This window comes from Bradyrhizobium sp. B117 (genome assembly GCF_038969555.1).
Classification (GTDB): Bacteria; Pseudomonadota; Alphaproteobacteria; order Rhizobiales; family Xanthobacteraceae; genus Bradyrhizobium.
In genome coordinates this window covers 5,948,920-5,961,806 of record NZ_CP152414.1, presented here as the reverse complement: position 1 = coordinate 5,961,806, position 12,887 = coordinate 5,948,920, and the positions used below count along the sequence as shown (strand labels likewise).

Annotated in this window: 11 protein-coding genes; 6 read left to right on the top strand and 5 right to left on the bottom strand. The window is 64.9% G+C overall.

The genetic code is table 11. From position 1 onward, the window contains the following. Positions 1-291: 291 nt before the first annotated feature. Positions 292-1,467 (bottom strand): patatin-like phospholipase family protein, encoded by a 1,176-nt coding sequence (locus AAFG16_RS29260; protein ID WP_342730847.1) that lies wholly within the window; start codon positions 1,465-1,467, stop codon positions 292-294. Between the two features lie 229 nt (positions 1,468-1,696). On the opposite strand from AAFG16_RS29260, the gene AAFG16_RS29255 reads away from it, so the two are divergent. The 3 genes from AAFG16_RS29255 to AAFG16_RS29245 all read left to right on the top strand — a co-directional run bounded on the left by AAFG16_RS29255 (position 1,697) and on the right by AAFG16_RS29245 (position 5,013). Next, entirely contained in the window at positions 1,697-2,476 is a 780-nt protein-coding gene (locus tag AAFG16_RS29255) for an acetoacetate decarboxylase (protein ID WP_342730845.1), read from the top strand. A gap of 113 nt (positions 2,477-2,589) precedes the next feature. Beyond that, positions 2,590-3,609, top strand: coding sequence for a transporter (locus tag AAFG16_RS29250; RefSeq protein WP_342730843.1), 1,020 nt, complete (start codon positions 2,590-2,592; stop codon positions 3,607-3,609). Positions 3,610-3,615: 6 nt separating this feature from the next. After that, on the top strand, positions 3,616-5,013 hold the full coding sequence (locus AAFG16_RS29245) for a carbohydrate porin (RefSeq protein ID WP_342730841.1): 1,398 nt from the start codon (positions 3,616-3,618) through the stop codon (positions 5,011-5,013). Here AAFG16_RS29245 and AAFG16_RS29240 read toward each other — a convergent pair. The 3 genes from AAFG16_RS29240 to AAFG16_RS29230 form a co-directional block, all read right to left on the bottom strand. Further along, positions 5,010-6,305, bottom strand: coding sequence for an MFS transporter (locus AAFG16_RS29240; protein ID WP_283079945.1), 1,296 nt, complete (start codon positions 6,303-6,305; stop codon positions 5,010-5,012). The two genes, AAFG16_RS29245 and AAFG16_RS29240, sit on opposite strands and share 4 nt — an antisense overlap. A 229-nt stretch (positions 6,306-6,534) precedes the next feature. Continuing rightward, entirely contained in the window at positions 6,535-7,731 is a 1,197-nt protein-coding gene (locus AAFG16_RS29235) for an acetyl-CoA C-acyltransferase (RefSeq protein WP_342730839.1), read from the bottom strand. 328 nt (positions 7,732-8,059) lie between these two features. Beyond that, entirely contained in the window at positions 8,060-8,830 is a 771-nt protein-coding gene (locus AAFG16_RS29230) for an enoyl-CoA hydratase (protein WP_342730837.1), read from the bottom strand. Between the two features lie 155 nt (positions 8,831-8,985). On the opposite strand from AAFG16_RS29230, the gene AAFG16_RS29225 reads away from it, so the two are divergent. Both AAFG16_RS29225 and AAFG16_RS29220 read left to right on the top strand, forming a co-directional pair. Continuing rightward, positions 8,986-9,513, top strand: coding sequence for a PaaI family thioesterase (locus AAFG16_RS29225; RefSeq protein WP_342730835.1), 528 nt, complete (start codon positions 8,986-8,988; stop codon positions 9,511-9,513). A 70-nt stretch (positions 9,514-9,583) separates the two neighbouring features. Next, positions 9,584-10,204, top strand: coding sequence for a TetR/AcrR family transcriptional regulator (locus tag AAFG16_RS29220; protein ID WP_283079941.1), 621 nt, complete (start codon positions 9,584-9,586; stop codon positions 10,202-10,204). A 144-nt stretch (positions 10,205-10,348) separates the two neighbouring features. On the opposite strand, the gene AAFG16_RS29215 is transcribed toward AAFG16_RS29220, so the two are convergent. Next, positions 10,349-11,257 (bottom strand): LysR family transcriptional regulator, encoded by a 909-nt coding sequence (locus AAFG16_RS29215; RefSeq protein ID WP_283079940.1) that lies wholly within the window; start codon positions 11,255-11,257, stop codon positions 10,349-10,351. A gap of 98 nt (positions 11,258-11,355) precedes the next feature. Here AAFG16_RS29215 and AAFG16_RS29210 point away from each other — a divergent pair, with 98 nt between their 5' ends. Beyond that, positions 11,356-12,852, top strand: coding sequence for a CoA-acylating methylmalonate-semialdehyde dehydrogenase (locus AAFG16_RS29210; RefSeq protein ID WP_342730832.1), 1,497 nt, complete (start codon positions 11,356-11,358; stop codon positions 12,850-12,852). The last annotated feature ends 35 nt before the right edge of the window (positions 12,853-12,887 follow it).

Here is a 12,887-nt window from a genome sequence, read left to right as displayed (position 1 = left end):
TCGGTGCCGGGCTTCGCTGGCGTGCTGCTAGGACCTAGCGCAGCTTATTGATCTTTGGTGCATGAGCCGGGTGTTTGCGCGCGGCCCGAGGACACTCCGCGACGTGTCCATTGATGCCCAGACACGAGCGTCCCGCGCAGTCCTGCGATGATGCCAATATGCCGGTGTTTTGCCCGACGTGTCAAATGGCGCGGCGTACGCGGTAAGTCATTGACCCGCCATGCCTCGGCTACTGTGCATGGGGTTGTTTTCGAACTTTTGGTTTGGAGCACCTCGTGCGAGGCGCGCCTCTCACGCGCTCTCCGTCTCCCGGTGCACGTCGTGCACCACGAGGCCCATGCCTTCCTCCGGCATCTTGATCCAGTCCCGGCGCTTCAGCGTGCGCTTGGTGTCCTCGTAGCCGCTGGTCCAGTGCTCGCGCATCGAGGTGCCCGAGAACTCGTGGTCCTTGGCATCGCCCTCATAGGCCTTCTGCTGGTAGATCAGATGCAGGATCGCGATCTCCGGCATGTTGCGCAGGCTCGCCTTGAGCTTGCGCTCTTCGTCGGACAGCTGCTCCTCCGGCAGCTTCGCCAGCGCCTTGTAGAGCAGGACCTTGAGATTGTGGGTGCGGCGGTAGACGTCGGTGTTGTGGCGCGTCCGCGAGGAATACATGATGTCCTTGTGGCGGGCCATCACGTCCTGGATCGAGCGTGGCAGCACGCCGCGGGCGCTGAACAGGTCGACCTGGAACACCAGCGAGTTGAGCGCGTCCTCCTGGTCGAGCAGGTGCTGCAGCGGCGTGTTGGAGACGATGCCGCCGTCCCAGAAATGATCGGTGCCGATCCGCACCATCGGCAGCGCCGGGGGCAGGGCACCGGAGGCCATGATGTGCTCCGGCTCGATCTCGTCATGGGCGTTGTCGAAATAGATGAAGTTGCCGGAGAGCACGTTGACCGCGCCGACCGCGAAGCGGACCTTCTTCTCGTTGATGAGGTCGAAGTCGACGAGCTCGAGCAGGCTCTCCTTCAGCGGCATCGTGTCGTAATAGCTGGTGGCGGTCCTGGCGCCGACCGGGCTGAACCAGGGATTGATCTGGTGCGGGGTGAAGAAGCCGGGCTGGCCCATCGCCGACGTCATCCAGGCGCTGGTGAGATTGCGCCACTGGCGGAAGACGTCGCCATCGGGCGTGTAGTGCCAGATCTTGCGGTTGGTGATGCGCTCCCAGAAGATGCGCAGCGCCTCCAGCCGCTTCTCCGGCTTGTTGCCGGCGATGATGGCGGAATTGATCGCACCGATCGAAACACCGCAGACCCAGTCGGGCTCGATGCCAACCTCATGTAGCGCCTGGTAGACGCCGGCCTGGTAGGCGCCGAGCGCGCCGCCGCCTTGCAACACCAGCGCGACGCGATCGCAGCGCTCGGGCCTCCAGCCGCGCGAAGGGGGCTGATGTGTCGAATGTGTCGGTTGCGACGTACGGGCGTCCATGGTGATGCCTCCTGCCTATTCCGGACGATTGCGTCCCGCGGTGACGGCCTGATGACAATTGCGGCGCCGATGCATCGTCCGCATGCACGGTGGCCGCAGCCGGAATGGCGGCGGGTCGCGCGGCTGACGGAAATCCTTCACATCGCAGTCAATGACGGCGGCTAGCAATTTGCATAATATCCGTGAGCCGCCGGGCCAGCGTCACAGAGGCATCACACAGGAGATCATGATGCGCAGGGAAGACGTGCTGAGACTTCCGTCCATGCCGGCTGCGGGACCGAGCTATCCGGCCGGCCCGTACCGCTTCGTCAACCGCGAATTCCTGGTCATCACCTACGAGACCGACCCGGACCTGATCCGCGCCGGCCTGCCTGAGCCGCTCGAGCCGATCGACCAGCCGATCGTGCATTACGAATGGATCAAGATGCCGGACTCCTCCGGCTTCGGCAGCTACACCGAGTCCGGCCTCGTCATCCCCGCGCGCCTCAACGGCGAGGAGGTGAACTTCGTCTCGCAGATGTATCTGGACGACGATCCGCCGATCGCCGCCGGCCGCGAGATCTGGGGCTTTCCCAAGAAGTATGCCCACCCCAAGCTCGAGATCGTCAAGGACACGCTGACCGGCACGCTGGAATATGCCGGCCAGCTCGTCGCTATGGGCACGATGGGCTACAAGCACGAGAGCATGGCCGGCAACGGCGATCTCACCCGCGCGACGCTGTCGAAGACGCAAGTTAATCTGAAGATGATCCCCGGCGTCGATGGCTGCCTCGAGGTCTGCCAGCTCGTTGCGATCAACCTGATCGACATCGTGCCGAAGGGCTCGTGGATGGGGCCGGGCCGGCTGCATCTGGTGCCGCACGTCAATGCGCCGGTTGCCGACTTCCCGGTTCGCCGCTGCCTCGGCGCGCACCATTACATCGCCGACCTGACGCTGCCGTTCGGCCGCGTCGTGCACGACTATGTCAAGGAAGCCGAAGCCGCCGCGACGGGGCTGGCCGCCGAGTAGGGCGGCTCGCCATCATCAAACTGTAACAAAGCCGTAATTGAGTACCCGTGGGTCCGGAAGATGCCGTCAGCCATCTTCCGGAGCGGGGCATCTGTTGACGGTTGGGGTTGGCCATGGCTGAGCCGGCAAAGCTTGTCAGCGCGATAGAGAACACAGAGCCCGCCATTCCCGGCCTGGTCTGGGCGTTTCGCCTGCACGCCGACGGCAGCGCCGAGGCGCTGCCGATCGACCGGCCGATCGAGTTCAGCCATGATGGACGGCTCTGGCTGCATTTCAACCTGACAGATGGTCGCGTGCGGCCGTGGATCGCGGCATCGCCGCTGCCACCGCTCGCGCGCGAGCTGCTGCTGTCGAACGATACGTTCCAGCAGCTCCACGTCATCGACCATTGCGTCTACGGCGTGTTCTCCGATCTCGTGCGCGAGATCGACAGCGCGACGGAAGAAACCGCGTTCCTGCGCTTCGCCATGACCGAGCATTTGCTGGTCTCCGGCCGCCATCAGGCGTTGTGCTCGGCGGATGCGACGCGGCGCGTGCTCGAAGGCGGCTACCGCGTCGACAATGTCGCCCATCTCCTGGAGAAGATCGTCGACGAGGTCGCCGACACGCTCGACCGGATGGTCGACAAGCTCGGCCAGGAGATCGACGACATCGAGGAGCGCATTCTTGCCGATGACGCCAAGCCCGAGATGCGTCGCAATCTCGGCCGGCTGCGCCGGACCTGCGTCAGGCTGCATCGCCAGCTCACCGGATTGCGCGTGCTGTTCCACCGCCTCGACCAGAAGAACACCGACCATCTCGCGCCCGCGCTACGCATCCATGCCGGCAAGCTGGCGCAGCGGCTCGACGGCCTCGACCACGACATCGTCGAGCTGCGCGAGCGCAGCCGCCTGCTCGAGGAGGAGCTTCGCTTCAAGAACGAGGAGGAAAGCAATCGCCACCTCCACACGCTCTCGATCGTGACCTCGCTGCTGCTGCCGCCGACGCTGATCACCGGCATCTTCGGCATGAACACCAAAGGCCTGCCGCTCACCGATGTCGACGAGGGATTCATCTGGGCGGCTGCGCTGATGATCTGCTCGGTCGGTGCGGCCTATCTGTTCATGCGGCGCACAGGCATCTTCAAAAAATAGCCTGCCGTGATCGCGACTGCCCATAGATTGCTGATGCAGGGCGCCGCCGCCATTGCGCTCGCCCTGGCGAGCACGGACGCATTCGCCGGCGCCAAGGACGAGAGCGCGGCCGAATGGCTGTTTCCGAAATGGTTCAACGAGTGGCATGACGGCCTCGCCAACAAGGGCCTGAACTTCGGCGCCACCTACATCGCGGATAACATCGCCAACGTCGCCGGCGGCGTGAAGCGCGGCGCCATCCATTTCGGCCGGCTCGACCTGTCGGTCGATGCCGATCTCGACAAGCTGGTCGGCTGGACCGGCGGCCGCTTCTACGCCAATGGCTTCGTGATCTATGGCCAGGGACTCTCGCGCAACTACGTGGTCAATCTCGCGACCATCAGCGAGATCGAGGCGCTGCCGGACCAGCGGCTCTACAACGCCTATTTCGAGCAGAGTTTCTTCAACGACCGCCTCAACATCAGGGCTGGCCAGCAGGCCGCCGATGTCGAGTTCTTCGACAGCGAGACCGACGATCTCTTCATCAACGGCACTTTCGGCTGGCCCGCGATCAAGGCGAGCAACCTTCCGGCCGGTGGCCCGGCGCCGCCGATCGCGGTGCCCGGCATCCGCGTCAAGGCCACGCTGTCGGACCGGGTCACGCTGTTCGGTGCAGTGTTCAACGGCGATCCGTCCGGCCCGGGCGATCAGGATCCGCAGCTGCGCGACCATCATGGCCTCGCATTCCGCGTCAACGATCCGCCCTGGGTGATCGGCCAGGTTCGCTTCAACTACGACATCGATGTCGGCGGCCGCCCGCTCGCCGGCAATTTCACGCCCGGCGCGTGGAAGCATTATGGTTCGTTCGACAGCCAGCGCTTCACGGCGGAGGGACAATCGATCGCCGACCCTGACGGCAGCGGCCTTGCGGCCAAGCTTCATGGCAATTACGGCATCTTCGCCGTGGTCGAGCAGGTGCTCTACCGTCCACCGGAGGTCAAGGAGAACAGCACCTCAGCCTCGCTCCCCGGCGTCACCGCGTTCGGCCGCATCGCCTACAGCCCGCCGGATCGCAATCTGATCGACCTTTATCTGGACGGCGGCATCGGCTTCGTCGGCTTCACGCCGGGCCGTCCGCTCGACCGTTTCGGCGTGGCCATGGCCTATATGCGGATCTCGAACACGGCGCGCAATCTCGATCTCGACACCAATTTCTACACCGGCGTGCAGGGGCCGGTGCGCAGCAATGAGACCTTGCTCGAGATGATCTACGAGGCGCACATCAAGCCGGGCTGGCTGATTGCACCTTACTTCCAATACGTGTGGCGGCCCTCCGGCGGCATCCCCAATCCGAACGATCCGACCGGTGTCTCGCGGATCGGTGACGCCGCAGTGTTCGGCGTCACCACCACGATCAGATACTAAGCCATTGCAGGTTTCGGCTGTGGCTTGGGCTGCCGCGACAGCGCCAGCACGATCAGCGAGGCGAACACGCAGAGCGCGCCGGCGATGAAGAACGCAGGCAGATAGCTCTGATAGACCGTCCGCGAGAAGCCGGCGCCGAACGCTGCGGTGCCGGCGCCGAGCTGGTGACCGGCAAAGATCCAGCCGAACACCAGATTGGCGCGCTCGGGTCCGAACTTCTGCGCGGTGAGACGCACCGTCGGCGGCACGGTCGCGATCCAGTCGAGCCCGTAGAACATCGCGAAGACGGAGAGGCCGTAGAACGAGAAATCGCTGAAGGGCAAGAAGATCAGCGAGAGCCCGCGCAGGCCGTAGTACCAGAACAGCAGATAGCGGTTGTCGTAGCGGTCCGAGAGCCAGCCCGACATGATGGTGCCGAAGAAGTCGAAGATGCCCATGGCAGCGAGCAGGCTCGCCGCCTGCACCTGCGGGATGCCGAAATCGAGGCACATCGGGATCAGGTGCACCTGGACAAGACCGTTGGTGGAGGCGCCGCAGACGAAGAAGGTCGCGAACAGGATCCAGAACGCGCTCGACTTCGAGGCGTCGCGCAGCGTGCCGAGCGCCACGCCCGTGATCGAGCCATGGTTGACCGGCGGGGCGGGCAGGGGTGCCGTGCCTTCATCGCCGAACGGACGCAAGCCCACGTCGCTCGGCCGATCACGCATCGCGAGCAGCACAGCGATCGCCGATACGCCGAGCGCGATGCAGACGAAGCCGAGCGCAAGCCGCCAGCCGTAGCGTTCGGTCAGGCTTGCGAGCAGCGGCAGGAACACGAGCTGGCCGGTGGCGACGCTCGCCGTCATGATGCCGACGACGAGGCCGCGTCTTGCTGCAAACCAGCGCGTTGCGATGGTGGCGCCCAGCACCAGCGCGGTCATGCCGGTGCCGATCCCGATCACGACGCCCCACAGGGCGATGAGCTGCCAGACCTGGGTCATGCCGAGCGAAGCGACCAGCGCCGAGACGACGATGAGCTGCGCCGCCAGCGTGACGTTGCGCAGGCCGTAGCGGTTGAGCAGAGCGGCCGCGAACGGCGCCATCAGCCCGAACAGGATGAAGCGGATCGACAGCGCGGAGGAGATCTCCGCCGTGCTCCAGCCGAACTCCTTCTGAAGCGGGACGATGAAGACGCCGGGCGCACCAACCGTGCCGGCGCTGATCAGCGCGGTGAGGAAGGTCACGCCGACCATCACCCAGCCGTAGTGGATATTGCGGCGGCCGAGTGCCGCCGCGAGCCAGTTCGAGATCATTGGGCCTCAATCTTGGTTGGCAGGTCTTGGAGACCTGCGTCATCGTTGCAGTCTGGCACGGAAAGGGAAAGTCTGAAATGACAGACTTCCCTCAATTCAGGACATCGGGGAATTCAGAACATCAGGCGTTAGAGCATGATCCGGAAAAGTGCGCAGCGGTTTTCCGAAAAGATCATGCTCAAACCATAACCTAAAGCGCGATGACGATTCATTCTGATCTCATCGCGCTTTAGTGCGTCAGCCGCTCCACCGCGATCGCGGTGGCTTCGCCGCCGCCGATGCAGAGCGCCGCGACCCCGCGCTTGAGATTATTGGCCTCGAGCGCATGCAGCAGCGTCACGATCAGCCGTGCGCCCGTCGCGCCGATGGGATGGCCGAGCGCGCACGCACCGCCATTGATGTTCAGCTTGTCGCGGGGGATGCCGAGATCGCGCTGCGCCGCCATCGCGACCACGGCGAAGGCCTCGTTGATCTCGAACAGGTCGACGTCGGAGGCAGCCCAGCCGACCTTGTCCAGCAGCTTGCGGATCGCCGGGATCGGCGCGGTGGTGAACCATTGCGGCTCCTGGCTGTGGGTGGCGTGGCCCTTGATCTCGGCGATGGCACGCAGGCCATTGCGATCGGCCAGCGAGCGCTTCGTCAGCACCAGCGCGGCGGCGCCATCGGCATTGGCGGAGGAGGCGGCCGGCGTGATGGTGCCATTAGCGCGGAACGCCGGCTTCAGCCCGGGGATTTTTGCCGGATCGACCTTCAGCGGATGCTCGTCATTGGCGATGACGCGGGGACCCGCTTTCTCGGTCAGCGTGATCGGCGCGATTTCCGCCTTGAACGCGCCGCCCTCGACCGCCTTGCGGGCGCGGCTGAGGGTCTCCATCGCATAGGCGTCCTGGTCCTTGCGGGTGAACTGGTAGGCCTCCGCGGTGGCCTCGCCGAAATCACCCATGGAGCGGCCGGTCTCGTAGGCGTCTTCGAGGCCGTCCATCATCATGTGGTCGATGATGCGGTCGTGCCCGGCGCGATAGCCGCCACGCGCCTTTTGTAGCAGATAGGGCGCGTTGCTCATGCTCTCCATGCCGCCGGAGATGACGATCTCGGCCGAGCCGGCGCGAATGATGTCGTGCGCCAGCATGGTGGCTTTCATGCCGGAGCCGCAGACCTTGTTGACCGTGGTGGCGCCGGTGGCATCGGGCAGGCCAGCTGCGCGCGCGGCCTGCCGCGCCGGCGCCTGGCCCTGGCCGGCCGGCAGCACACAGCCCATGAAGACCTCATCGATCTTTTCCGGCGCAAGCTTTGCGCGCTCCAGCGCGGCGCCGATCACGTGCGAGCCGAGCTTGTGGGCGGGGAGAGGCGACAGCTCGCCCATGAAGCGGCCGAGCGGGGTACGGGCGGCGGAGACGATGACGACGGGATCGGCGGCTTCGGCCATGACAAAACTCCCTGGCGATGATGTGTAAGATTATGTTCATCATATGATGCGGCGCAAAAAATGCAACCGCGCGAGGGATGAGAAAATGTCGTGGGTCGGATGAGATTTGGTCGTTCGTTTGGGGGGTGGTCGACGCCAGTGTTTCGGCGTCAGTGCAGCCGCCGCCCCAAACGACGCTGTCATTGTCCGCGAAGGCGGACAATCCAGTATTCCAGAGGCCCGTGTTGGCGAATTCGCTTTTGCAACTGGCGCCGCGGCGTACTGGATGCCCCGCCTTCGCGGGGCATGACACCTTGGGTGTGGCGACGGCTGCTACTCGGCGGCAGGTCTACCGCTTCCTGTTCACGAACGCCTGCATCAGCCGCGTCGGCTCGTCCGTCAGGAACGACTCACCAAAGACCTTGACGCTCAAATTCACCGATTCCGTCAGCGGCAGCTCCTCCCATTGCCGCAGCAGCGCCTTCTGCGAGCGCAACGCCTCCGGGCCGCATTCGAGCAGGGCTTGGACCAGGTGCTCGACTTCAGCATCCAGACCTCCCGCCGGAGCGACCTTGTCGATCAAGCCCCAGGCCAGCGCCGTTGCCGCGTCGATGTTCTCAGCCGTCATCACCAGCCAGCGCGCGCGGGCCCAGCCGATCAGGCGCGGCAGCAGGGCCGCGTGGATCACCGAGGGGATGCCGACGCGCACCTCCGGCATGCCGAAATGCGCATCATGCGCGGCGATGCGGAAGTCGCAGGCGGCTGCGACCTCGAGCCCGCCGCCGAGGCACCAGCCCGGCATTCGCGCAATCACGGGAGCCGGAAACTGGCGCACGGCTTCGCAGAGATCGCGCAGGCGGCTGATGAAGGCCTCGGCTGACGTCTGGTCGAGCTTGGCCATCTCCTTGATGTCGGCGCCGCCGATCATGCTCTTCTCGCTCTGGCCGCGTAGCACCAGGACGCGGATGCTGCGGTCGGAGCTAAGCTGCTGCAGGCCTTCGCGCACCGCGTCGGTCACGGGCGAGCCCAGAATGTTGAGCGAGCCGGCGTTGCAGATCGCGACATGAACGACACCGCGCGCATCGCGCGTCACGCCGCAGTGATTGTTGAGCATTTCCATCGGGGCATCTCGAAGGTTTCGTGGACAGGCGCGAGGCGCGCGCGTCGGTATCCACTTCCGGGCCGAAACGGCCGGCTTGTCAAGCGGGGTAGGGACAGTGTTGCCAGCGCGAAGTCCGTGACATAGTATGACGTATATCATACAAAGGGGCCGCCATGACCGAACTTGATCAACTCGACCTGTTTTCGCCGGTGCAGCGGCGTGAGCGCATGGTGGATTGGCAGGTGCCGGCGCCCGTCGCGAAAGCGGCGATGGGGCTGTCGGGCATGGACGCCATGCTTGGCATCCGCGACGGCCGGCTGCCGCCGCCGCCCTTCGCAAAGCTGATCGGCTTCGTCATGGCCGTGGTCGCGCCAGGGCGAATCGTCATGGAACTGGAGCCGCGCGAGGATCTCGAAAATACCATCGGGCTGCTGCATGGCGCGACGGCGGCGGCGCTGATCGATACCGCCATGGGATGCGCCATTTCGACACGGCTGGAGGCTGGTCAATCGTCCGTGACCCTCGACCTGAAGATGACGTTCCTGCGCCCGCTGTCGGTACGGTCGGGGCTGATCTCGGCCGAAGGCAAGATCATCAAGCTGGGCCGCCAGACCAGCTACACCGAGGGTTTTGTGCGCGACGGCAAGGGCGCGCTCGCAGTCCATGCAACTGCAACCTTTTCCATGATCGGCAATGTCTGAACACGAATTAATGCACCGCCTGGTTGATTTCTGTGTTATGAGATGATCTCCGACATTCAATGAGACTCGCATGCGCTATTCCCGGGAACACAAACAGGAAACCCACGATCGGATCGTGAAGAAGGCCTCTGTGCGGCTGCGCGAGAAGGGCGCCCACGGCATCGGCGTCGCCGACCTCATGAAGGAGGCGGGCCTGACCCATGGCGGTTTCTACGCGCATTTCGACTCGCGCGAGGCGCTGGTGATCGAGGCCTTCGCCTACGCCATGGACCGCTCGATGGAGCACTGGCGCAAGCAGTCCGATCAGGTCGCGCCAGAAAAGCAGCTGGCCCAGATCGTCGAGACCTATCTCTCCGCGCTGCATCGCGACAATCCCGGCCATGGCTGCTCGATTCCGGCGCTCGGGGCCGAGATCGCCCGCGAGAGCCCGAAGACCCGAAAGGCCTTTGCCGGCAAGCTCGACGAGATGATCGAGATGATGACCGACTTCATCCCGAACCAGCCGCGCAAGGCCGCGCGCAAGCAGGCGATCGCGACGCTGGCGACGATGGCCGGCACTATGCTGCTGGCGCGCATCGCCGGCTCCAGCGACTTGTCGGACGAGGTGCTGAAGGCGGGCAAGGACAGCGCGCTGGAGGGCGCGAAGCGCGAGCCGGTAAAGGCTGCACCGTCCAAAAAGAAGCAGAACTAGGCGAGATGCCGTAGGGTGGGCAAAGGCGCGCCAGCGCCATGCCCACGTTCTTTCGATGATTGCAAAGATTTGGTGGGCGCGCTTCCGCCTTCGCTCTGCGAGCTTCGGCGGACAAGTCGCTTTGCCCGCCCTACGGACCGGTGCTCACCGCCCCGCAAACAACGCCCGCTCGCGCTCGACGATCTCCCCGATGTAATCCGCCACCGCCCTGATCCGCGCGAGGTCCTTGCTATCGGCGTGCATCAGCATCCAGAACGTCCGGGTGATCGAGATCTCCTCCGGCAGGACTGCGACGAGCTGCGGGTAATCGCTCGCCATGAAATGCGGCAGCACCGCGATGCCGAAGCCGGAGAGGGTGGCATTGAGCTGCGCGATCAGATTGGCGCTGCGGAAGCGGGCGGAGATCCGCGGCGACACCTGCGGCAGATAGTCGAGCTCCGGCGTGAACAGCAGCTCCTCAATGTACCCGACGAAGCGGTGCTGTGGCAGGTCCTGCCGCGAGGCGATTGTCGGGAAGCGGTCGAGATAGGCGGGGGCGGCATAAAGCCCGAGTCGGTAGTCCAGGAGCTTGCGGCCGACGATGCGGCCTTCCTTCGGCATGGTGAGGCTGATTGCGATATCGGCCTCGCGCTTGGAGAGGCTGAACAGCCGCGCGGTCGCTACAAGTTGCAGGTCGAGATCGGGATAGCGGTCCGCGAAGGGCGCCAGCCGCGGCGCCAGGAAGGCTGTGCCGAACCCGTCGGGCGCGCCGATCCGTACCGTGCCGGTCAGCCGCGCCACGGAGCCGCCGACCTGCTCCTGGTTGGCGACGATGGTGGATTCCATCGCTTCCGCGCTGTCGGCGACGCGCTGCCCGGCTTCGGTGAGCAGGTAGCCGGTCTTGCGCCGGTCGAACAGCTTGGCCGACAGGTGCTTCTCCAGCCGGTCGACGCGGCGGATCACGGTGGCATGGTCGACCCCGAGCTGTTTGGCCGCAGCCGACACCGAGCCGCCCCGTACGATGGCCAGCACGAAGCGAAAGTCGTCCCAGTCGATGCTACCTTGATCCAGCATTTTCGCACATCTATGGTGCAATATCTCAGACTTGAATCCTATAAAATGCAGGTCGATAGGATTTGTCAAAGCGGATCAGGCCTCAAGGAGATCATTCCATGCGTTCAGTCGGACATTTCATCGGTGGCAAGGAGGTCAAGGGTACCTCGGGCCGCACCGCCGACGTCTTCGAGCCGATGACCGGCGACGTGCAGGCCAAGGTCGCGCTGGCGTCCAAGGCCGAAGTCCGCGCCGCCGTCGAGAACGCGCGCGCAGCGCAGCCCGAGTGGGCCGCGACCAACCCGCAGCGCCGCGCCCGCGTGATGATGAAGTTCGTCGAGCTGGTGCAGCGCGATTACGACAAGCTCGCCGAGCTGCTCGCGCGCGAGCACGGCAAGACCGTGCCTGACGCCAAGGGCGACATTCAGCGCGGCCTCGAGGTCGCGGAATTCGCCTGCGGCATCCCGCACCTGATGAAGGGCGAGTACACCGAAGGCGCCGGCCCCGGCATCGACATCTATTCGATGCGCCAGCCGCTCGGCGTCGTCGCCGGCATCACCCCGTTCAACTTCCCGGCCATGATCCCGATGTGGAAGTTCGCGCCCGCAATCGCCTGCGGTAATGCGTTCATCCTGAAGTCGTCGGAGCGCGATCCTGGCGTGCCGATGCTGCTCGCCGAGCTGATGATGGAAGCGGGCCTGCCGGCCGGCATCCTCAACGTCGTCAACGGCGACAAGGAGGCGGTCGACGCCATCCTCGACGACCCCGACATCAAGGCCGTCGGCTTCGTCGGCTCCACGCCGATCGCGCAATATATCTATGAGCGCGCGGCCCAGACCGGCAAGCGCTGCCAGTGCTTCGGCGGCGCCAAGAACCACGCCATCGTGATGCCCGACGCCGACATGGACCAGGCCGTCGACGCGCTGATCGGCGCCGGCTACGGCTCGGCCGGCGAGCGCTGCATGGCGGTCTCCGTCGCCGTTCCCGTCGGCAAGTCCACCGCCGACCGGCTGATGGAAAAGCTGATCCCGCGCGTCGAGAGCCTCAAGATCGGCACCTCGATCGATCCGTCCGCTGACTATGGTCCGCTGGTGACGCGCGAAGCTGTCGAGAAGGTCAAGAGCTACATCGACATCGGCATCAAGGAAGGCGCGACGCTCGCCGTCGACGGCCGCGGCTTCAAGATGCAGGGCTATGAAAAGGGCTTCTATCTCGGCGGTTCGCTGTTCGACAACGTCACCAAGGACATGCGGATCTACAAGGAAGAGATCTTTGGGCCCGTGCTCTCGGTCGTGCGCGCGCACGACTACAAGGAAGCGCTGGCGCTGCCGTCGGATCATGACTACGGCAACGGCGTTGCCATCTTCACCCGCGACGGCGACGCCGCGCGCGACTTCGCGGCCAAGGTCAATGTCGGCATGGTCGGCATCAACGTGCCGATCCCGGTGCCGATCGCCTATTACACCTTCGGCGGCTGGAAGAAGTCCGGCTTTGGCGATCTCAACCAGCACGGCCCGGACTCGGTCCGCTTCTACACCAAGACCAAGACGGTGACCTCGCGCTGGCCGTCCGGCGTCAAGGAAGGTGCGGAGTTCTCGATCCCGCTGATGAAGTAAGGTTCCTCAGCCGTCATTGCGAGGAGCTCTTGCGA